Raw genomic sequence first — 19,340 nt, forward strand, 5'->3', positions numbered from 1 at the left:
CACGGCTGGTGCGGGGCGGCGCGAAAGGGCGCGATCATCGAGTCAATTGCTGAGAGAAGGGCGGGCTTTACGGTATAATCCGTTTTTCCCGCGAGCATTCAGCGATGACCAAATATGTTTTCGTCACCGGCGGCGTAGTTTCTTCCCTCGGCAAGGGTATTGCCGCCGCCTCCCTCGCCGCGATCCTCGAATCGCGCGGTCTGAAAGTCACCCTCCTCAAACTCGATCCCTACATCAACGTCGACCCCGGCACGATGAGCCCGTTCCAGCACGGCGAAGTGTTCGTGACGGAAGACGGAGCGGAGACCGACCTCGACCTCGGCCACTATGAGCGCTTCATCAGCACGAAGATGCGCAAGGCCAACAACTTCACGACCGGCCAGATCTACGAATCGGTGATCCGCAAGGAACGCCGCGGCGACTATCTCGGCAAGACCGTGCAGGTGATTCCGCACATCACGAACGAAATCCAGGCGTTCATCGAGCGCGGGGCGGCATCGGCCACCTGCGGCGAACCGGACGTCGCGATCGTCGAGATCGGCGGCACGGTCGGCGACATCGAATCGCTGCCGTTCCTTGAAGCCGCGCGCCAGATGAGCCTGCGCCTCGGCCGCAACAGCGCGTGCTTCGTGCACCTGACGCTGGTGCCGTACGTCGCGACGGCCGGCGAGTTGAAGACGAAGCCGACCCAGCACAGCGTGCAGAAGCTGCGCGAGATCGGCATCCTGCCGCACGTGCTGCTGTGCCGTGCGGACCGCCGCATTCCGGACGACGAATCGAAGAAGATCTCGATGTTCTCGAACGTGCCGGAAGACGCCGTGATCTCGGTGTGGGACGCCGACAGCATCTACAAGATTCCGCAGATGCTGCACGACCAGGGCCTCGACCGGATCATCTGCGAGGAACTGAAGCTGTCGCCGAAGGACGCCGACCTGAGCATGTGGTCGGAACTCGTCGAGAAGCTCGAGAACCCGAAGCACGAAGTGACGATCGGCATGGTCGGCAAGTACGTCGACCTGACCGAGTCGTACAAGTCGCTGATCGAGGCGCTGCGCCACGCATCGCTGCACACGTCGACCAAGGTCAACATCGAATACATCGACTCGGAAGAGATCGAGTCGAACGGTGTCGACAGCCTGAAGCACCTCGACGCCGTGCTGGTGCCGGGCGGTTTCGGCCGTCGCGGCACGGAAGGCAAGATCGCGGCGATCCGCTATGCGCGTGAAGCCAAGGTGCCGTATCTCGGCATCTGCCTCGGCATGCAGCTCGCGGTGATCGAATTCGCACGCGACGTCGTCGGCCTGAAGCAGGCGAACAGCACGGAATTCGAGCCGGACACGCCGGAACGCGTGGTCGCGCTGATCACCGAGTGGTATGACCGCGACGGCAAGGTCGAGACGCGCACCGAGGAATCCGACCTCGGCGGCACGATGCGCCTCGGTTCGCAGCGCTGCCCGATCAAGCCCGGCACGATGGCCGAGGAAATCTATGGCAAGGACGTGAACGAACGCCATCGCCACCGTTATGAAGTCAATAACCGCTTCGTGCCCCAGCTCGAAGCCGGCGGCCTTATCATCAGCGCCCGTACCCCGAGCGAGGATCTGCCGGAAATGATGGAGCTGCCGCGTTCGATGCACCCGTGGTTCGTCGGCGTCCAGTTCCACCCGGAATTCACGTCCACGCCGCGTGACGGTCATCCCCTCTTCAAGTCGTTCGTCGAAGCCGCGCTCGCCAACAAGCAAGCGCGCGGAGTGCAAGCATGAAGCTGTGCGATTTCGAGGTCGGTCTCGACAAACCTTTCTTCCTGATCGCGGGTACCTGCGTCGTCGAGTCGGAGCAAATGACGATCGACACGGCAGGCCGCCTGAAGGAAATCTGCGCGAAGCTGAACGTTCCGTTCATCTACAAGTCGTCCTACGACAAGGCGAACCGCAGCTCGGGCAAGTCGTTTCGTGGCCTCGGAATGGACGAGGGCCTGCGGATCCTGTCCGAGGTGAAGCGCCAGCTCGGCCTGCCGGTGCTGACCGACGTGCATTCGATCGACGAGATCGAGCAGGTCGCGTCGGTCGTCGACGTGCTGCAGACGCCCGCGTTCCTGTGCCGCCAGACCGATTTCATCCAGGCGTGCGCGCGCTCGGGCAAGCCCGTCAACATCAAGAAGGGCCAGTTCCTCGCGCCGCACGACATGAAGAACGTGATCGACAAGGCGCGCGACGCCGCACGTGAAGCGGGGCTGTCGGAAGACCGCTTCATGGCGTGCGAGCGCGGTGTCTCGTTCGGCTACAACAATCTCGTGTCGGACATGCGTTCGCTCGCGATCATGCGCGAGACGAGCGCCCCGGTCGTGTTCGACGCGACCCACTCGGTGCAGTTGCCGGGCGGGCAGGGCACGAGCTCGGGCGGCCAGCGCGAATTCGTGCCGGTGCTTGCCCGTGCGGCGGTCGCGACGGGCGTCGCGGGCCTCTTCATGGAAACGCACCCCAATCCGGCCGAGGCAAAATCGGACGGCCCGAACGCGGTGCCGCTGAACCGGATGGGCGCGCTGCTGGAGACCCTCGTCACGCTCGACCAGGCGGTGAAGCGCCACCCGTTCCTGGAAAACGATTTCAATTAAAGATCGAATGAACCTTGCGACGGTTTCGCGCGTCAGTAGCGAAAGCGGTTCGGGCGCGCGCGCCGTCGCAGTTTGAAGAATCCATCGTCATTCTCAGAGGAAACCCATGAGTGCAATCGTAGATATCATCGGCCGCGAGATTCTGGATTCGCGCGGCAACCCCACCGTCGAATGCGACGTGCTGCTCGAATCGGGCACGATGGGCCGCGCGGCCGTGCCGTCGGGCGCGTCCACCGGCTCGCGTGAAGCGATCGAACTGCGCGACGGCGAAGCCGGCCGCTACAACGGCAAGGGCGTGCTGAAGGCGGTCGAGCACATCAACACCGAAATCTCCGAAGCCATCATGGGCCTCGACGCGTCGGAACAGGCGTTCCTCGACAAGACGCTGCTCGAGCTGGACGGCACCGACAACAAGTCGCGCCTCGGCGCGAACGCGATGCTGGCCGTGTCGATGGCCGTCGCGAAGGCGGCCGCCGAAGAGGCCGGCCTGCCGCTGTACCGCTACTTCGGCGGTTCGGGCGCGATGCAACTGCCGGTGCCGATGATGAACATCGTCAACGGCGGCGCGCATGCGAACAACAGCCTCGACATCCAGGAATTCATGATCGTCCCGGTGAGCCAGCCGACGTTCCGTGAAGCCCTGCGTTGCGGCGCGGAAGTGTTCCACGCACTGAAGAAGATCCTGAGCGACCGCGGCATGAGCACGGCAGTCGGCGACGAAGGCGGCTTCGCGCCGAACTTCGGCAGCAACGACGAGTGCCTGTCGACGATCCTGCAGGCGATCGAGAAGGCCGGCTACCGTGCGGGCGAAGACGTGCTGCTCGCGCTCGACTGCGCGGCATCCGAGTTCTATCACGACGGCAAGTACCAGCTCGCGGGCGAAGGCCTGCAACTGTCGTCGGCCGAATTCACCGACTACCTCGCGACGCTCGCCGACAAGTTCCCGATCGTGTCGATCGAGGACGGCATGCACGAAAGCGACTGGGAAGGCTGGAAGCTGCTGACCGACCGCCTCGGCAAGAAGGTGCAGCTGGTCGGCGACGACCTGTTCGTCACGAACACGCGCATCCTGAAGGAAGGCATCGAGAAGGGCATCGCGAACTCGATCCTCATCAAGATCAACCAGATCGGTACGCTGACCGAAACGTTCGCGGCCATCGAAATGGCGAAGCGCGCAGGCTACACGGCCGTGATCTCGCACCGCTCGGGCGAAACGGAAGATTCGACGATCGCGGATATCGCGGTCGGCCTGAACGCCGGTCAGATCAAGACGGGGTCGCTGTCGCGCAGCGACCGTATCTCGAAGTACAACCAGCTGCTGCGCATCGAGGAAGATCTCGGCGACATCGCGAGCTACCCGGGTAAATCGGCTTTCTATAACCTGCGCTAACGCGCTACTATCGGGTTCGTCATATCGACGCCGCTCTGTGCATGTGCGCGGAGCGGCGCTTCTTATATCTGCGTTTCTTACATGCGGCTTGTCACTGTCGTCCTGATTGCCTTGCTGGCGCTCATTCAGTACCCCCTATGGTGGGGACACGGCGGCTGGCTGCGGGTGCATGAATTGCGTCAGCAGCTCGACGACCAGCTCCAGAAGAATGCGGACGAGAAGCTGCGCAACGAGCGCACTGCCGGCGAAGTGCAGGATCTGCAGAGCGGCACCGCGGCCATCGAGGAGCGCGCGCGCTACGAGATGGGCATGGTGAAGGACGGCGAGGTATTCGTGCAGTTCGTGTCGCCGAATGCGCCGGCCGCGCCGCTGAACAACATGCCGTCGAATACGTCGACGCGCGGCGCCGTGTCCGCGGCGCCGGTGCGCGTCGTGCCGAATCCGCAGTCGATCGCGAAGCCGTCGCGGCATCATGGCGGCGACAAGGGCAAGGCCGCGCATCACTGATCACGATCGTTCGAACCCATTGAAAAGGCGCGGGAAATGCCGCGCTTTTTTATTTCCTGCCGGTAGTCAATCGGCTGAGCGATGGATGCTCACCACCACCATCCCGGGTAGCCGTAGCTGATACCCGTGCCCCAGCGATTGCCCCATCCGCCGTAATACCCGCCGTAGACGGTTACGGGCGGCGGCGAGTAATAAGCCCACGCGCGCGCGGCTGCCTCGGCTGCCATCGCGCTGTTCTGTTCGCGCAGCACCTGCTGGTCGATCTCGTCATAGCGCTTGCGTTCGGCGCTCGACAGCGCGGGCGGCTGGCCGCCCGATGCGCCGGGTTCGGGCAGGCGGCTCAGGATCGTGGAAGTCGGCGGCGGCATCGCGCAGCCGGCAAGCGCGAGCGTGCAGGCGGCAACGCTCGTCAGGACGACGGTTCGAAACGTGAGGCGAAGCGGGCGATTCATGTGTTTCTCCTGCAGCGCGCCGACGACGGGAAGCGGCTTGCGCCGAAGTGCGGGACTTCGGCGCGCGAGCCTTGCGTGCGACGCTCGTGCGTCATTATGCGCCCGTGCCCGGACGGCGGGCATCGGGTCGTCGCTCAGTGACGCTGTTCGGTCGCGGGCGCGATGCCCGTCTCGACGCCGGGTGCCGCGAACAGCTGCGCGACGTCGACCGGATCGAATTCATAGCGCTGATTGCAGAACTCGCAATGGATCTCGACGTGGCCACGCTCGACGATCACGCTGTCGACTTCTTCGCGGCCGAGCATGCGCAGCATCGCACCGACCTTCTCGCGCGAGCACGAGCACTGGAAGCGCGTGCCGGCCGGCTCGAAGTGCTGCACGTTTTCCTGCCAGAACAGCCGGCGGAACACGACTTCCGGTTCGACCTCGAGCAGTTCCTTGGCGGACAGCGTGCTGCCGAGCGTGCAGACGCGCTCCCACGTATCGGTATCGGTTTCGGCGTTGCGCGGCACGATGCCGCCGTCGCCCGGCAGCTTCTGCAGCAGCATGCCGACCGCACGGTCGCGATCGGCCGCGAGCCACATCCGCGTGTCGAGCTGCTCCGAGTGATGCATGTAATGCTCGAGCACCTGCGAGACGGATTCGAGCGGGCCGTCGACGCCGTTCAGCGGCACGATGCCCTGGTACGGCTGCTGGCCCGGCAGCTTGTCGGCCGGGTCGAGCGTGATCACGCAACGGCCGTGACCGCTCGCATTGACGAGCGATGCGAAGCTCGTGTCGTCGCCGATCGTCTGGGCGGCGTCGCCGGCGAACTTCGCGGTGGCCCGCATCGACAGATCCGAGCCGCACTGGACGACCAGCATCTGGACCGGCCCGTCGCCGAAGATCTGCATGATCAGGGTGCCGTTGAATTTCAGGTTCGCGGACAGCAGCGCGCATGCGGCCATCATCTCGCCGAGCACCGTGCGCACGGGGGCCGGGTAGTCGCGGCGGGAGAGCACTTCCTGCCACGTATTGCGCAGCGAAACGATCTCGCCGCGCACGGGCGCCGCATTGAACATGAATTTCTGTAACTGGTCGCTCACTCTTCTTCCTTGAAATCCGTGCGAATCACCCGATTCGCACGAGTTGCTCCTTGAAATGCGCACGCCGCTCGACGTACGTCTTCGCGTTCGTGCGCAGCCGCGCGATGTCTTCCGCCGTCAGCTCGCGCACGACTTTCGCCGGTGCGCCGAGAATCAGCGAATTGTCCGGGAACGTCTTGCCTTCCGTCACGACCGCGCCGGCACCGACCAGACAGTTGCGGCCGATCACCGCTCCATTCAAGACCACTGCCTGAATCCCGACCAGCGACCCTTCGCCGATCGTGCAGCCGTGCAGCATGGCCTGGTGCCCGATCGTAACGTTTTCGGCAATCGTCAGCGGAAAGCCCGGGTCCGTATGCAGTACCGCGCCTTCCTGGACGTTGCTGCCCGCGCCGACGGTAATCGTCTCGTTGTCGCCGCGAATCGTCGCACCGAACCAGACGCTCGCGTTCTCCTCGAGCACGACCTTGCCGATGATGGCCGCCGTGTCGGCGACGAATACGCTTTCGTGGATCGTCGGGGCCGTATCGCCCAGCTTGTAGATCGTCACGGAGTCTCCTTGTCTCTTCGATGATGGGCGCCGGTAGAATGGCGCGTCCGGTTTGCCCGGCGCGTTCGCATTGCGCCGCGGAACAATCGCCTATTGTAAACCGTCGCGTGCGTGCGCTCCCGCGATGCGCGCGCAGGGTGTCCCCGTTTATGAGCATGGAGTCTTCTTCTTTCGGCGATGCGCGTGCCTGCGTGCGCCGCGCCGCGCTTGTCGCACTGCGTGACGCAGAACCCGCGGCCAAGGCCGCACAGGTGCGCTCGCTCCACGATGCGCTGCTGGCCGGGCGGGCGACGATCGCCCCGTCGCTCGAATTGCCCGAGCCGGCCGACCTGCCCGGGCGCCCGGCGCGCCCGCCGCTGGTCGAGCCGCGCCAGCTCGAGCGACGCAGCATGCGTTCGCCCGAAGGGCGCGCCGTGCTGCTGCACGCGCTTGCCCATATCGAGTTCAATGCGATCAACCTCGCGCTCGACGCCGTCTGGCGCTTCGCGGGCCTGCCGAACGCGTTCTACTCGGACTGGCTGAAGGTGGCGGCCGAGGAGGCGTACCACTTCACGCTGCTGTCGGACCGCCTGGCGGCATTCGGGCATGCGTACGGCGATTTTCCCGCGCACAACGGCCTGTGGGAGATGTGCGAACGAACCAAGGGCGACGTGCTTGCGCGCATGGCGCTCGTGCCGCGTACGCTCGAGGCCCGCGGGCTCGACGCATCGCCGCCGATTCGCGCGCGGCTCGTACAGGCGGGCGACGAGGCGTCGGCCGCGATCCTCGACGTGATCCTGCGCGACGAAATCGGCCATGTCGCGATCGGCAACCGCTGGTTCCGGCATCTGTGCGACGAAGCCGGCCGCGATCCCGTGCCGACCTACCGGCAGCTCGCCGAGCAATACCATGCCCCGCGGCTGCGCGGCCCGTTCAATTTCGACGCACGCCGCGATGCCGGATTCGAGCAGGCTGAACTCGACGAACTGGCCGCGCAGGACGGGGCGGACGGAAGCGCGCCGCGCTGACCCGCTCGGGTTCGGCTGCGTTTCGACCGCCGCCGGCTGTCCAGGGCACCCGGCAGATGGCGCGTCCCGGCGTCCCGTGCGCGCCGGCGCCGCTAGAGCGGCGCCTCGACTGCCGGCCGCCGGAAAGAAAGCGCCGCCGCTATAATCGAACGACCATTCTTTTTTTGAGCGGCTGCGATGAGTGCCTCGAGTTCTGTTTCCGATTTCGTCATGGTGCGCGGCGTCCAGCTGCATGTCCGGCGCTGGGGCCGGCCCGATGCGCCGACGCTGTTCATGCTGCATGGCTGGATGGACGTCGCGGCGTCGTTCCAGTTCGTCGTCGATGCGCTCGCGGGCGACTGGCAGGTGATCGCGCCCGATGCGCGCGGCTTCGGGCTGTCCGACTGGCCGGTCGCGCGGCAGGGTGGCGGCCATTACTGGTTCCATGAATACCTGGGCGATCTCGATGCGCTCGTCGACCACTATGCGCCGACCGGCGAAGTCAATCTGGTCGGGCACAGCATGGGCGCAAACGTCGTGTGCCTGTATGCCGGTGCACGGCCGGAGCGCGTGCGGCGCGTGGTCGATCTCGAGGGTTTCGGGCTCGCGCCCGCGCGGGCCGAGCAGGCGCCGCGCCGGCTGCGCGGCTGGCTCGACGAGTTGCGCGAACCGCCCGCGCTGCGCCCTTATGCGTCACTCGACGACGTGGCGGCGCGCCTGACCAGGACCAATCCCCGGCTGGACCCGCGTCGAGCCGCGTTCCTCGCCGCGCACTGGTCGAAGCGCGGCGACGACGGCCTCTACCACCTGCTGGCCGACCCCGCTCACAAGATGCCGGGCCCGCTGCTGTACCGGCTCGACGAAGTGATGGCTACCTGGGCGCAGGTGCGTGCGAAGGTGCTGCACGTCGAGGCCGTCAACTCGCCGACGCTCGCGCACATCGCCGGCGATATCCCGCTGCCGGAATTCAAGGCGCGTTTCAACGCGTTTCCCGACTGGCGCGAGAAGCTCGTCGAGGATGCCGGCCACATGGTGCATCATGACCAGCCCGAGCAGATCGCGGCGCTGATCGAGGCGTTCTGCGCGTAAGCCGCGCGGCGTCAGCGGCGGGGCAGGCGGGCGGCGCATTGCCGCGTTGCAGTAGAATGAAGCCTTACCTGCCATGCCGACAATGAACGCCGATCTCCACTGCCATTCGAATGTTTCCGACGGGTTGCTGTCGCCTGCCGACGTCGCGCGCCGCGCCCATGCCGGCGGCGTGACCCTGTGGGCGTTGACCGACCACGACGAAATCGGCGGCCAGGCGGCGGCGCGCGGCGAGGCGGAAGCGCTCGGCATGCGCTACCTGAGCGGCGTCGAGATTTCGGTCACGTGGGCGTCGCGCACCGTGCACATCGTCGGCCTGAACGTCGATCCCGCGAATCCGGTGCTCGTCGACGGCCTGTATCGCACGCGCCACGGCCGCGCGGCGCGCGCGCTGGCGATCGGCGAGCAGCTCGCCACGCTCGGCATTCCCGGCGCGTACGAAGGCGCGCTGAAGTACGTATCGAATCCAGACCTGATCTCCCGCACGCATTTCGCGCGGTTTCTCGTCGAGAACGGCCATGCCGAATCGACGTCCGACGTGTTCGATCGCCTGCTCGGCGACGGCAAGCCCGGGTTCGTCCCGCACCGTTGGGCGACGCTGCCCGACGCCGTCGCCTGGATTCGGGCGGCCGGCGGTGAAGCCGTGGTCGCGCATCCGGGCCGTTATCGCTATACGCCCGTCGAATTCGACGCGTTTTTCGGCGAGTTCATCGATCTGGGCGGCCGCGCGATCGAGGTCGTGACGGGCAGCCACACGCCCGACCAGTACCGCGAATACGCGGACGTCGCACGCCGCTTCGGCTTCGAGGTATCGCGCGGCTCGGATTTCCATGCGCCAGGCGAGGGCCGTGTCGAGCTCGGCGGCCTGCCGCCGCTGCCGCCCGACCTGACGCCGGTCTGGGAGCGCTGGCTCTGACACCGGGCGGCGGTCTGCCGCCCGCGTTGCCGCCGGCGCGCGCATCCGATTTCTCTTCCTTTACGTACCCCCACGTACCCCCATGTCCCAATTCTTCAGGATTCATCCGGATAATCCGCAACCGCGCCTGATCAAGCAGGCCGTGGAGATCGTCAGCAAGGGCGGCGTGATCGCGATGCCGACCGATTCGAGCTATGCGCTCGCGTGCCATCTCGACGACAAGGATGCGGTCGAGCGGGTGCGCCGGATTCGCGGCCTCGACGAGAAGCAGCACCTGTCGCTGCTCGTGCGCGACCTGTCGGAGCTCGCCAACTTCGCGATGGTCGACAACCGCCAGTACCGCCAGATCAAGTCGGTGACGCCCGGCCCGTACGTGTTCATCCTGCAGGCGACCAAGGAAGTGCCGCGCCGGCTGTCGCATCCGTCGCGCAAGACGATCGGGTTGCGCGTGCCCGATCACGCGATCACGCTCGCGTTGCTGGAGTCGCTCGGCCAGCCGCTGCTCGGCACGACGCTGATCCTGCCGCCCGACGACGAGCCGCTCAACGATCCCGAAGATATTCGCGCGCGGCTCGAGAAACAGGTCGATCTCGTGATCGACGGTGGCGCGTGCCCGCGCGAGCCGTCGACGGTGATCGATCTCACCGGCGACGAGCCCGAGCTCGTGCGCGCGGGGCGCGGCGCGCTCGAGCCGTTCGGCCTCTCGGCGCCGTAAGCGCGCCGTTCCATTTTTTGCACGAGTGCGCTTGTTACAATAACGCGATATGGATGCTTCCCTGATACAGACCATCGCCGTCTACGCGCTGCCCGTGATCTTCGCGATCACGCTGCACGAGGCCGCGCACGGCTACGCCGCCCGCCTGCTCGGCGACAACACCGCCTACATGATGGGGCGCGTGTCGTTCAACCCGATGCGCCACATCGATCCGCTCGGCACGATCGCGATCCCGCTCGCGATGTATTTCCTGACGGGCGGCGCGTTCCTGTTCGGCTATGCGAAGCCGGTGCCGGTGTCGTTCGGCAACCTGCGCGATCCGCGCTGGGGCAGCCTGTGGGTATCGCTCGCGGGGCCGGCCTGCAACTTCGTGCAGGCGCTGATCTGGGGCGTGCTGACGCTCGTGCTGCCCGCCGTCGGCATCGACGAGCCGTTCTTCACGCGGATGGCGTTTGCCGGCGTCAGCGCGAACCTCGTACTGGGCGTGCTGAACCTGTTTCCGCTGCCGCCGCTCGACGGCGGCCGCATCCTGGCGGCGCTGCTGCCGACGAAGCAATCGATCGCGCTGTCGCGCATCGAGCCGTACGGTTTCATCATCGTCCTCGCGCTGGTCGCGACGGGCGTGCTGACGAATTTCTGGCTGCGCCCGCTCGTCAACGTCGGCTATGCCGTCCTGAGCGCCATCCTGTCCCCATTCGCCTCGCTTTTCTAACGATAATCATGTTCCCTGAACGTATTTTCTCCGGCATGCGACCCACCGGGTCGCTGCACCTCGGTCATTACCACGGCGTGCTGAAAAACTGGGTGAAGCTGCAGTCCGAGTACCCGTGCTTCTTCTGCGTCGTCGACTGGCATGCGCTGACGACGCACTACGAGACTCCCGAGGTCATCGAGAAGAACGTGTGGGACGTGCTGATCGACTGGCTTGCGTCCGGCATCGATCCGGCCCAGGCGACGCTGTTCATCCAGAGCAAGGTGCCCGAACATGCCGAACTCGCGCTGCTGCTCGGCATGAGCACGCCGCTCGGCTGGCTCGAACGCGTGCCGACCTACAAGGAGCAGATGGAGAAGCTGAAGGACAAGGATCTGTCGACCTACGGCTTCCTCGGCTACCCGGTGCTGATGGCGGCCGACATCCTGCTGTATCGCGGCTCGCTCGTGCCGGTCGGTGAAGACCAGGTGCCGCACGTCGAGATGACGCGCGAGATCGCGCGCCGCTTCAACTACCTGTACGGCCGCGAGCCGGGCTTCGAGGAGAAGGCGCTCGATGCCGCGAAGAAACTCGGCGGCAAGCGCGCGAAGCTCTATCACGAGCTGCGCAATGCATACCAGCAGGAGGGCGACGACGAGGCGCTCGAACAGGCGCGCGCGATGCTGCAGGAATCGCAGAGTCTGTCGATGAGCGACCGCGAGCGCCTGTTCGGCTATCTCGAAGGCGCGCGCAAGATCATCCTCGTCGAGCCGCAGGCGCTCCTCACCGAAGCATCGCGGATGCCGGGTCTCGACGGGCAGAAGATGTCCAAGTCGTACGGCAACACGATCGGCCTGCGTGAAGACGCCGAGACGATCACGAAGAAGGTCCGCACGATGCCGACCGATCCCGCGCGCGTGCGCCGCACCGATCCGGGCGATCCCGACAAGTGCCCGGTGTGGCAGCTGCACCAGGTCTATACGGACGAAGCGACGCACGACTGGGTGCAGAAGGGCTGTCGTTCGGCGGGTATCGGCTGCCTCGATTGCAAGCAGCCGGTCGTCGAAGGCATCCTGCGCGAGCAGCAGCCGATGCTCGAGCGTGCGCAGAAGTACATGGACGATCCGTCGCTGCTGCGCGCGATCGTCGCGGACGGTTGCGACAAGGCGCGCAAGTACGCGACGGAAACGATGCGCGACGTGCGCGACGCGATGGGCCTGTCGTACAACTGATCGACCGCATGAGCGCATCCGTCATCGCCGCCGCGGGCGGCCACGTCGCTCAGGCCGAGCCGTCGCGCTGGGTCGCGCAATGGTCGCGGCTCGTGCCGGCAGGCGGCACGGTGCTGGATGTCGCCGCGGGCGGCGGGCGCCACGCGCGCTGGTTCGCGTCGCGCGGGCATCCGGTCGTCGCACTCGACCGCGACCCGGTCGCGCTGGCCGCGTTGCGTGCGATTCCGGGCGTCGACGCCCGTGACGCCGATCTCGAAGGCGCGCCGTGGCCATTGCCGGCCGGCGAGCAGTTTTCGGCGGTGATCGTCACCCATTATCTGCATCGTCCGCTCTGGCCCCATCTGCTCGATGCGGTGGCGCCGGGCGGCGTGCTCATCTACGAAACCTTCGCGCAAGGAAACGAATCGGTCGGTAAACCGTCCAACCCCGCGTTCCTGCTCGCCCCGGGCGAGCTGCTGGATGCCGTGCACGGCCGCCTGCGGGTGGTGGCGTACGAGGACGGGTTCGTTGCCGCGCCGCGCGAGGCGTTCGTCCAGCGTCTCTGCGCAGTGCGCGAGGGCGCGACCCCGAAGGCGGGGGCGGGAATTCCACGTTACGAACTGCCCGGCTAATCCGCTACAATCTCAACGTTTACCGGTACATAACCTCAATCGCGTTTCATGGCTAACGGCACCCAAGACGGCATTCAAATCCGCGGCAGCATCCCCGCGATCGTCACCCCGATGCTCGAAGACGGCAGTCTCGACCTGCCGGCGTTTCGCAAACTGATCGACTGGCATATCGCGGAAGGCACCGATGCGCTGGTCGTGGTCGGTACGAGCGGCGAGTCGGCAACGCTCAACGTCGAAGAGCACATCCTGATGATCCGCACGGCGGTCGAGCATGCGGCGAAACGCATCCCGATCATCGCGGGCGCGGGCGGCAACTCGACCGCCGAGGCGATCGAGCTGACGAAACACGCGAAAGCCGTCGGCGCGGACGCGACGCTGCAGGTCGTGCCGTACTACAACAAGCCGACGCAGGAAGGCATGTACCGTCACTTCAAGACGATCGCCGAAGCGGTCGACCTGCCGGTGATCCTGTACAACGTGCCGGGCCGCACGGTCGCGGACATGGCGAACGAGACGATGCTGCGCCTCGCGGAAGTCCCGGGCATCATCGGCGTGAAGGAAGCGACCGGCAACATCGATCGCGCCGCGCACCTGATCAAGGCTGCACCGAAGCATTTCGCGATCTATAGCGGCGACGATCCGACGGCAATCGCGCTGATGCTGCTCGGCGGCCACGGCAACATCTCGGTCACGGCGAACGTCGCGCCGCGTGCGATGAGCGAGCTGTGCCGCGCGGCGCTGGCCGGCGACGTACAGACGGCCCGCGAACTGCACATGAAGCTGCTGTCGCTGCACAAGAACCTGTTCATCGAGGCGAACCCGATTCCGGTGAAGTGGGCGCTGCAGGCGATGGGCAAGATGCAGGGCGGCATCCGGCTGCCGCTCACGGCGCTCGACGAGCGCTGCCACGATGCCGTGCGTTCGGCCCTCGTCGAGGCCGGCGTCCTCGCCTGATGCCGAGGCGGCCGCGTCCTGCGGCCGCCGGCTCGTACCCTGATCAACCCGCACCGGCCGGCTCCGTCCGGCGCCGCTCCTGACGAGCGTTCTAGCAAGACGAAGGATTTCATGAAACGTTTCGCCTTTTCCTCTCGCGCCATCCAGATGTCGGTGGTGGCGCTGGCGCTGGGCGCGCTCGCCGGCTGCGATACGCTGAACGACTATCTGGCCCCCGACCGGGTCAACTACAAGAACACCGGTTCGGCGCCGCCGCTCGCGGTGCCGAGCGACCTGAAGCCGGTGCCGACGACGCAGCAGTTCGTCGCGCCGCCGAGCAACGCCGGCCTCGGCACGCTGCCGCCGCGGGCCACGACCCAGGCCGGCAACGCGACCGACGGCATTCCGAGCGCGCAGGATCCGTTCGGCATGCACATCGAGCGCGACGGCGATCGCCGCTGGCTCGTCGTCGATGGCCGGACGCCCGAGCAGCTGTGGCCGATCCTGAAGGAGTTCTGGCAGGAGAACGGCTTCTCGCTGAAGACCGACGCGCCGTCGACGGGCATCATGGCCACCGACTGGGCCGAAAACCGCGCGAACATTCCTGACGACTGGTTCCGTCGCACGATCGGCAAGGTCATCGATTTCGCATACTCGTCCGGTACGCGCGACCGCTTCCGTACGCTCGTGAACCGCACGTCGGACGGCAACACCGACATCTCGATCACGCACAGCGCGATGGAAGAAATGATGGTCGGCCCGCAGGGCGGCACGTCGTCGCGCTGGGAGGAGCGTCCGCGCAACCCGGTGCTGGAAGCCGTGTTCCTGTCGAAGTTGATGCAGAAGTTCGGGCTGACCGATGCGCAGGCGAAGCAGCTGCTGACCGATGCTCGCCCCGCGACGGCGCCGGCGCAGGTCAGCGACGCGAGCAACGGCGCGGCAACGCTGCAGCTGGCCGAGTCGTTCGACCGTGCGTGGCTGCGAGTGGGCCTGGCGCTCGACCGGACCAACTTCACGGTCGACAATCGCGACCGCGAGAAGGGCGTGTACACCGTGCGCTATGCGAATTCGATGGAAGAGCTGAAGCGTGACGGCCTGTTCGGCAAGCTGTTCTACGGCGGCCCGGCGGCCGCGAAGCCGGGCAAGGAATTCCTGGTCAACGTGCGTGCGCAAGGCAACGGCGGCACGCAGGTCGCGGTGATCGGCGCAAACGGCCAGGTCGACAACTCGTCGGACGCGCAGCGGATCATTTCGCTGCTCCACGCGCAGCTGAACTGAGCGCGTGCGATTCGCCAGCCTCGGAAGCGGCAGCGAAGGCAACGCGCTGGTCGTCGAGGCCTCGAGCGGCACGACGACCACCCGCGTGCTGCTCGACTGCGGCTTTTCCGCCAAGGAGGTCGAGCGTCGGCTCGGCCGTCTGAATCTCTGCATCGGCGATCTCGATGCGATCCTGATTACCCACGAACACAGCGACCACGTCGGCAGTGCGCTGACGCTCGCCCGCCGGGCGTCGCTGCCGCTCTACATGAGCTGGGGCACCGCGCGCGCGGTCGGCGCGGACGAGGCCGATGTCGACCTCCACGTGCTGTGGGGCGACGAGACGGCCGCGATTCGCGATCTGGCCGTGATGCCCTATACGGTCCCTCACGACGCGCGCGAGCCGCTCCAGTTCGTCTTTATGGACGGCTGCAGCCGGCTCGGCGTGCTGACGGACGTCGGCATGGCCACGCCGCGCATCACGACGGTACTGAGCGGTTGTGACGCGCTGGTGCTCGAATCCAACCACGACACCGCAATGCTGGCCGCGAGCCGCTATCCGCAGTCGCTGAAGGCGCGCATCGGCGGCAACCACGGCCACCTGAGCAACGACGCGGCGGCGGCCATCCTCGCATCGCTTGAGCGCAGCCGCCTTCGGCACCTGGTCGGGGCGCACCTGAGCCAGCAGAACAACCTGCCGGAACTGGTCCGCCAGGCGTTTGGCGGCGTACTGGGGACGAACGGGGAGGACGTGATCGTAGCCACGCAGGACGCGGGCTTCGACTGGCTGGCGCTCGGATGAGCAGGGCAGGGCCGCTGCGGCGGCCTGGTACGACTGCCGGGCGACAGACGCGAAAACGGCAGACGTAAAAAAACCGGCCCTCGGGCCGGTTTTTTTTCAGCTGACGCTGAGGCTTACTGGCTTGCGCCCGAAGCCGGAGCAGCCGTCGCTGCCGAAGCAGCCGACGCCACTGCAGCAGCAGCGTCGCTCGCAGCAGCCGTTGCCGACGAAGCAGCGGCAGCAGCGTCGCTCGCTGCACCAGCAACTGCCGAAGCAGCCGTCGAAGCAGCAGCAGCCGCGTCGCTTGCAGCCGACGAAGCAGCTTGATCAGCGCTCTTGTTGCAAGCAGCCAGTGCAACAGCAGCCAACAGGGAAGCTACGAGGAGGGATTTCTTCATGATCACGTCCTTTTATGGTTAAAGGTAAGCAACAGCGCGAAACAATACCGGTAATGTGCTCCAACACCGACCTGGGCCGCTGGTGGAGATGCACTTCTAGAGCGTGAATCTTCCCTACGGCTTGGGCGGAAATTATATGCACTTTCCTATCGACCGTCGACAAATGCGGGGTCAATACGTTGTCTTTCCCATACAGAATTTGATCTGTACGGGCATACGGGGCGACTCACACTAATTCCGGTTTCCGACCCGTATCCAGCCCGCACGATACCACTCGTGCAATAAAGCTGTCATTGAGGGAGCCCGGGATAGTGTTACAAACCGTTTCGCCTCCATCTGGCGTTGATTGGCCAGTTCGGGCAGCCATTCGCTGGCTTGCTCGAGCGGTCCTTCCTCGCCATTAATGAAGTACGAGCGCGCGTTATACATCAATGCGGCCCTTCTGTCGAGACACACGCCACGACGTGACGCTTGCGTGACGAACGCGGCTTCGGACAGCGGACGCGCGGGCGGGTCGAAAACGACGTTCGGTTTGGGCTCGCTCAGGTAGCAGCCGAGAAACTCTGCGACGTCGCGCTTGCGCCAGCGAATCGCGTCGACGATCTCGGCAACGCGCTCGACCATCGCCGGAGGCAGTTGCGCGGGCGTGTCGACGGCCGGCTGCTTCGGGTCGCGGTAGAGGTCGTCGCCGCACCCGTCCCGCAGGCCGCCACGCTCCGCGAGATAGTACAGGAACTGGGCGCCCAGTTCGCCTGCGGACGGCGCCCGGAAGCCGATCGAGCAGGTCATGCATTCGCCTTCGGCCACGCCGTCGTGCGCGATGTGCGGCGGCAGGTACAGCATGTCGCCGGGTTCCAGCACCCATTCGTCGCTCGGCTCGAAGTTTTCGAGGATCTTCAGCGGCACGTCCGGTTGCAGTGACAGGTCCTTCTGCGCGCCGACGCGCCAGCGGCGCCGGCCCTCGACCTGCAGCAGGAAGACGTCGTATGAATCGAAATGCGGGCCGACGCCGCCGCCGTCCGTCGCGTACGAGATCATCAGGTCGTCCAGCCGCGCGTCGGGGATGAAGCGGAAGCGGTCGAGCAGCGCGCGCGCCGCGTCGACGTGCAGATCGAGCCCTTGTACGAGCAGGGTCCAGGCCTTGCGCGTGACGGCCGGCAGCGAGCCCGGTTCGAACGGGCCGTGAGCCAGTTGCCACTTGTTACGAAAATGGGTGATCAGTCGCGATTCCGCGTCATAGTCCGTGGCGAGCTCGAACAGCGCGTCGCGCGAGACCGGCGACGCGACGCCGGGGATCGCCTGGCGGATCAGGAGCGGCTTCTTCTGCCAGTAGCCGCGCATGAATTGCGTCGGCGTAAGACCGCCGAGCAGCGGTGTGGGAAGATCGGAGGGCGGCGCGCCGAGCGGGGCGGCAGCGGCATCCCGCGGTTCGGCTTGAGACCGGTTGCGCATCGTATAATGAGACTTGTATTTGGGAGAATTGGATGAAAATCGCAAAAAACACCGTCGTGTCGGTCACTTACAAGCTGTCGGATGCACAGGGCAATCTGATCGAGGAAAGCGACGAGCCGATGGTTTATCTGCACGGCGGCTATGATGGCACGTTCCCCAAGATCGAGGAACAGCTCGACGGCCACGAACCGGGCTACGAGGCACAGGTCCAGCTCGAGCCGCAGGACGCGTTCGGCGACTACGATCCCGAACTCGTGAAGATCGAGCCGCGCGATCGTTTTCCCGAGCCGCTCGAAGTGGGCATGCAGTTCGAAGGCACGCCGGAAGACGGCGACGAGGAAGTCGATTCGCTGATCTATACGGTCACCGACATCGCCGAAGACAAGGTCGTGCTCGACGGCAACCACCCGCTGGCAGGCATGGCGCTGCGTTTCGCGCTGACCGTGAAGGACGTTCGCGAAGCCACCGAAGACGAAATCGAGCATGAGCACGCACATGGCGCTGAAGGGCTCGAGATCGTCGACGAGGACGAAGACGAAGACGGCGAAGCGCCGTCAGGGCGCACCCTGCACTGAGCTTGCAGGCAGGCCGGGCGCCGGCCCCGACGCTGGGGTTGGCACAGGCCACGACGCGCCGCCCGGAGCGGTGCCGTCGCCCTGCAGCGGCGGCGCGACCGACGACGAGTCAGGTAGCGCCGGCAATGCAGGGATTTCCGGCATCTGCGGCAGCGGGACGTCGTCACGGGGCACGAGCGGCAGCGCGGGGGGCACGGGCAGGTTCTTCGGTACTTCCTGCAGGCTCACGTTGAAGATCGTCTGCCGTGCCGGCGACACGCTCACCTTGACCCACTGATTCACCGGATGGCGCGGTCCGATCGCGACGCGCGTCACGTTACCGACCAGTTCACCGTCGTCCGCACGCAGCGGGCGGTCGATCAGAAAGCCGTTCGCCAGCGCTTCGCTGCTCGTGTGCATCACGAGTATCGGGCCGCGGAACGTCGCCGCCGCCTTCACCAGCGTTCGTTTCAACTCGCGGAAGCCGTCCCGCACGCGCGGCCGGTTGAAACGCAGCCATGCGAAGCGTTCCGCGCGTTCATAGCGCTCGAACTGCGGATCGCCTTCGAATATCACCACCATCGCACGCGCCTCGCGCCGCTTCGCGTATTCGGCCGCGTGGTCGATCCAGAAACCGTTCGCGATGATGCGGTCCTCGAATTCGCCGTTGCGGCCGCCGGCCGTCAGGTAATGGTTGTTCGGCGCCGGCGCGTTGAGTGCGACGTAGACGATGTCGTCGCGCATCCAGCGTGCATTTTCCCGATACGGCCGGAACCGTGCGACTTCGCTTTCCCGCGTGATCGGCAGCGCGCCGGGATCGGGCAGTGCCGAATCGGCGAGCAGCGTCTGCCGCAGGAAGTCGAGCCGCTCGACCGGATCGTAGCTACCGCCGGCCACGGTGTTGCACGTTGCCCAGTCGTCGTGACCGGGAATGAATACGAGCGGCACGCGTGCCGCATCCAGGATCGCGCCGCGCTGCGAATACAGTGCATCGCGGCACGCTTCCTTCGAACCCTTCAGATCGCCCGCATACACCACGAACGCGAGATTGCGCTCGCGCGCGATCGCATCGAGCAGCCGCTGGGCGGCCGGTTCGTCCGCAGGAGTGTTGATCACGCCCGACACGACCG

The 19,340-nt window shown here is 66.0% G+C and carries 22 protein-coding genes; 15 read left to right on the forward strand and 7 right to left on the reverse strand.

The genetic code is table 11. The features are described 5' to 3' along the window. The first annotated feature begins 104 nt into the window (after positions 1 to 104). From ABY44_RS16460 to ftsB, 4 genes are all read left to right on the forward strand, one after another. Positions 105 to 1,763 (forward strand): CTP synthase, encoded by a 1,659-nt coding sequence (locus ABY44_RS16460; protein ID WP_021157687.1) that lies wholly within the window; start codon positions 105 to 107, stop codon positions 1,761 to 1,763. After that, complete coding sequence (gene kdsA / locus ABY44_RS16465) at positions 1,760 to 2,614, forward strand: 3-deoxy-8-phosphooctulonate synthase (protein ID WP_060084351.1); 855 nt, start codon at positions 1,760 to 1,762, stop codon at positions 2,612 to 2,614. Before ABY44_RS16460 ends, kdsA begins: the two co-directional genes overlap by 4 nt. A gap of 106 nt (positions 2,615 to 2,720) precedes the next feature. Continuing rightward, positions 2,721 to 4,004, forward strand: coding sequence for a phosphopyruvate hydratase (eno, locus tag ABY44_RS16470; protein ID WP_011352544.1), 1,284 nt, complete (start codon positions 2,721 to 2,723; stop codon positions 4,002 to 4,004). Positions 4,005 to 4,085: 81 nt separating this feature from the next. Next, positions 4,086 to 4,511, forward strand: coding sequence for a cell division protein FtsB (ftsB, locus tag ABY44_RS16475; RefSeq protein ID WP_027786978.1), 426 nt, complete (start codon positions 4,086 to 4,088; stop codon positions 4,509 to 4,511). 89 nt (positions 4,512 to 4,600) lie between these two features. Here ftsB and ABY44_RS16480 read toward each other — a convergent pair whose 3' ends face one another. The 3 genes from ABY44_RS16480 to ABY44_RS16490 all read right to left on the reverse strand — a co-directional run bounded on the left by ABY44_RS16480 (position 4,601) and on the right by ABY44_RS16490 (position 6,598). Continuing rightward, positions 4,601 to 4,963 (reverse strand): hypothetical protein, encoded by a 363-nt coding sequence (locus tag ABY44_RS16480; RefSeq protein ID WP_060084350.1) that lies wholly within the window; start codon positions 4,961 to 4,963, stop codon positions 4,601 to 4,603. Between the two features lie 134 nt (positions 4,964 to 5,097). Then, the gene (gene hslO / locus ABY44_RS16485; protein WP_060169964.1) at positions 5,098 to 6,048 is read right to left on the reverse strand and encodes an Hsp33 family molecular chaperone HslO; all 951 of its coding nucleotides are present in this window, start codon (positions 6,046 to 6,048) and stop codon (positions 5,098 to 5,100) included. Between the two features lie 25 nt (positions 6,049 to 6,073). Then, entirely contained in the window at positions 6,074 to 6,598 is a 525-nt protein-coding gene (locus ABY44_RS16490) for a gamma carbonic anhydrase family protein (protein ID WP_021157692.1), read from the reverse strand. Positions 6,599 to 6,747: 149 nt separating this feature from the next. Between ABY44_RS16490 and ABY44_RS16495 the strand changes: the two genes are divergently transcribed. The 10 genes from ABY44_RS16495 to ABY44_RS16540 all read left to right on the forward strand — a co-directional run bounded on the left by ABY44_RS16495 (position 6,748) and on the right by ABY44_RS16540 (position 15,827). Continuing rightward, positions 6,748 to 7,605: a ferritin-like domain-containing protein gene (locus ABY44_RS16495; protein WP_059699099.1), complete on the forward strand. Its 858-nt coding sequence runs from the start codon at positions 6,748 to 6,750 to the stop codon at positions 7,603 to 7,605. Positions 7,606 to 7,782: 177 nt separating this feature from the next. Further along, entirely contained in the window at positions 7,783 to 8,673 is an 891-nt protein-coding gene (locus ABY44_RS16500) for an alpha/beta fold hydrolase (protein ID WP_060169961.1), read from the forward strand. Between the two features lie 82 nt (positions 8,674 to 8,755). Next, positions 8,756 to 9,586 (forward strand): 3',5'-nucleoside bisphosphate phosphatase, encoded by an 831-nt coding sequence (locus tag ABY44_RS16505; protein WP_060169958.1) that lies wholly within the window; start codon positions 8,756 to 8,758, stop codon positions 9,584 to 9,586. A gap of 82 nt (positions 9,587 to 9,668) precedes the next feature. Next, positions 9,669 to 10,301, forward strand: a complete 633-nt coding sequence (locus ABY44_RS16510) for an L-threonylcarbamoyladenylate synthase (protein WP_021157697.1) — start codon at positions 9,669 to 9,671, stop codon at positions 10,299 to 10,301. Positions 10,302 to 10,350: 49 nt separating this feature from the next. Next, complete coding sequence (locus tag ABY44_RS16515) at positions 10,351 to 11,013, forward strand: site-2 protease family protein (RefSeq protein ID WP_027786984.1); 663 nt, start codon at positions 10,351 to 10,353, stop codon at positions 11,011 to 11,013. Positions 11,014 to 11,021: 8 nt separating this feature from the next. After that, positions 11,022 to 12,224: a tryptophan--tRNA ligase gene (locus ABY44_RS16520; RefSeq protein WP_011352534.1), complete on the forward strand. Its 1,203-nt coding sequence runs from the start codon at positions 11,022 to 11,024 to the stop codon at positions 12,222 to 12,224. 8 nt (positions 12,225 to 12,232) lie between these two features. Then, the gene (locus ABY44_RS16525) at positions 12,233 to 12,835 is read left to right on the forward strand and encodes a class I SAM-dependent methyltransferase (protein WP_060169956.1); all 603 of its coding nucleotides are present in this window, start codon (positions 12,233 to 12,235) and stop codon (positions 12,833 to 12,835) included. A 48-nt stretch (positions 12,836 to 12,883) separates the two neighbouring features. After that, positions 12,884 to 13,789: a 4-hydroxy-tetrahydrodipicolinate synthase gene (dapA, locus tag ABY44_RS16530; protein ID WP_021162674.1), complete on the forward strand. Its 906-nt coding sequence runs from the start codon at positions 12,884 to 12,886 to the stop codon at positions 13,787 to 13,789. Between the two features lie 111 nt (positions 13,790 to 13,900). Beyond that, complete coding sequence (gene bamC / locus ABY44_RS16535) at positions 13,901 to 15,046, forward strand: outer membrane protein assembly factor BamC (protein WP_027786987.1); 1,146 nt, start codon at positions 13,901 to 13,903, stop codon at positions 15,044 to 15,046. A gap of 4 nt (positions 15,047 to 15,050) precedes the next feature. Next, positions 15,051 to 15,827, forward strand: a complete 777-nt coding sequence (locus ABY44_RS16540; RefSeq protein WP_431641410.1) for an MBL fold metallo-hydrolase — start codon at positions 15,051 to 15,053, stop codon at positions 15,825 to 15,827. A 113-nt stretch (positions 15,828 to 15,940) separates the two neighbouring features. Here the strand turns inward: ABY44_RS16540 and ABY44_RS16545 are convergent, their stop codons facing one another. Genes ABY44_RS16545 through ABY44_RS16555 form a run of 3 tightly spaced genes read right to left on the reverse strand, consistent with a single transcriptional unit; the run spans position 15,941 to position 17,656 of the window. Further along, on the reverse strand, positions 15,941 to 16,204 hold the full coding sequence (locus ABY44_RS16545; protein WP_034195863.1) for a hypothetical protein: 264 nt from the start codon (positions 16,202 to 16,204) through the stop codon (positions 15,941 to 15,943). Beyond that, entirely contained in the window at positions 16,134 to 16,379 is a 246-nt protein-coding gene (locus ABY44_RS16550) for a hypothetical protein (RefSeq protein WP_075122947.1), read from the reverse strand. Before ABY44_RS16550 ends, ABY44_RS16545 begins: the two co-directional genes overlap by 71 nt. A 56-nt stretch (positions 16,380 to 16,435) precedes the next feature. Beyond that, positions 16,436 to 17,656 (reverse strand): cupin domain-containing protein, encoded by a 1,221-nt coding sequence (locus ABY44_RS16555; RefSeq protein WP_027786989.1) that lies wholly within the window; start codon positions 17,654 to 17,656, stop codon positions 16,436 to 16,438. Between the two features lie 32 nt (positions 17,657 to 17,688). Here ABY44_RS16555 and ABY44_RS16560 point away from each other — a divergent pair, with 32 nt between their 5' ends. After that, positions 17,689 to 18,231 (forward strand): FKBP-type peptidyl-prolyl cis-trans isomerase, encoded by a 543-nt coding sequence (locus ABY44_RS16560; protein WP_027786990.1) that lies wholly within the window; start codon positions 17,689 to 17,691, stop codon positions 18,229 to 18,231. On the opposite strand, the gene ABY44_RS16565 is transcribed toward ABY44_RS16560, so the two are convergent. Continuing rightward, positions 18,211 to 19,340, reverse strand: a 1,130-nt coding sequence (locus ABY44_RS16565) for a hypothetical protein (RefSeq protein ID WP_431641411.1), incomplete at its 5' end; no start/stop codon positions are given. The two genes, ABY44_RS16560 and ABY44_RS16565, sit on opposite strands and share 21 nt — an antisense overlap.

The sequence above is a fragment of the Burkholderia sp. ZZQ-2 genome, from assembly GCF_050768715.1.
Taxonomy (GTDB): Bacteria; Pseudomonadota; Gammaproteobacteria; order Burkholderiales; family Burkholderiaceae; genus Burkholderia; species Burkholderia cepacia.

Coding starts and splice junctions, on each gene's coding strand:
- ABY44_RS16505 (WP_060169958.1), top strand. CDS start 8,756: ATGAACGCCGATCTCCACTGCCATTCGAATGTTTCCGACGGGTTGCTG.
- ABY44_RS16510 (WP_021157697.1), top strand. CDS start 9,669: ATGTCCCAATTCTTCAGGATTCATCCGGATAATCCGCAACCGCGCCTG.
- ABY44_RS16480 (WP_060084350.1), bottom strand. CDS start 4,963: ATGAATCGCCCGCTTCGCCTCACGTTTCGAACCGTCGTCCTGACGAGC.
- ABY44_RS16560 (WP_027786990.1), top strand. CDS start 17,689: ATGAAAATCGCAAAAAACACCGTCGTGTCGGTCACTTACAAGCTGTCG.
- ABY44_RS16460 (WP_021157687.1), top strand. CDS start 105: ATGACCAAATATGTTTTCGTCACCGGCGGCGTAGTTTCTTCCCTCGGC.
- ABY44_RS16495 (WP_059699099.1), top strand. CDS start 6,748: ATGAGCATGGAGTCTTCTTCTTTCGGCGATGCGCGTGCCTGCGTGCGC.
- eno (WP_011352544.1), top strand. CDS start 2,721: ATGAGTGCAATCGTAGATATCATCGGCCGCGAGATTCTGGATTCGCGC.
- bamC (WP_027786987.1), top strand. CDS start 13,901: ATGAAACGTTTCGCCTTTTCCTCTCGCGCCATCCAGATGTCGGTGGTG.
- ftsB (WP_027786978.1), top strand. CDS start 4,086: ATGCGGCTTGTCACTGTCGTCCTGATTGCCTTGCTGGCGCTCATTCAG.
- kdsA (WP_060084351.1), top strand. CDS start 1,760: ATGAAGCTGTGCGATTTCGAGGTCGGTCTCGACAAACCTTTCTTCCTG.
- ABY44_RS16520 (WP_011352534.1), top strand. CDS start 11,022: ATGTTCCCTGAACGTATTTTCTCCGGCATGCGACCCACCGGGTCGCTG.
- ABY44_RS16555 (WP_027786989.1), bottom strand. CDS start 17,656: ATGCGCAACCGGTCTCAAGCCGAACCGCGGGATGCCGCTGCCGCCCCG.
- ABY44_RS16515 (WP_027786984.1), top strand. CDS start 10,351: ATGGATGCTTCCCTGATACAGACCATCGCCGTCTACGCGCTGCCCGTG.
- ABY44_RS16500 (WP_060169961.1), top strand. CDS start 7,783: ATGAGTGCCTCGAGTTCTGTTTCCGATTTCGTCATGGTGCGCGGCGTC.
- ABY44_RS16545 (WP_034195863.1), bottom strand. CDS start 16,204: ATGAAGAAATCCCTCCTCGTAGCTTCCCTGTTGGCTGCTGTTGCACTG.
- dapA (WP_021162674.1), top strand. CDS start 12,884: ATGGCTAACGGCACCCAAGACGGCATTCAAATCCGCGGCAGCATCCCC.
- ABY44_RS16525 (WP_060169956.1), top strand. CDS start 12,233: ATGAGCGCATCCGTCATCGCCGCCGCGGGCGGCCACGTCGCTCAGGCC.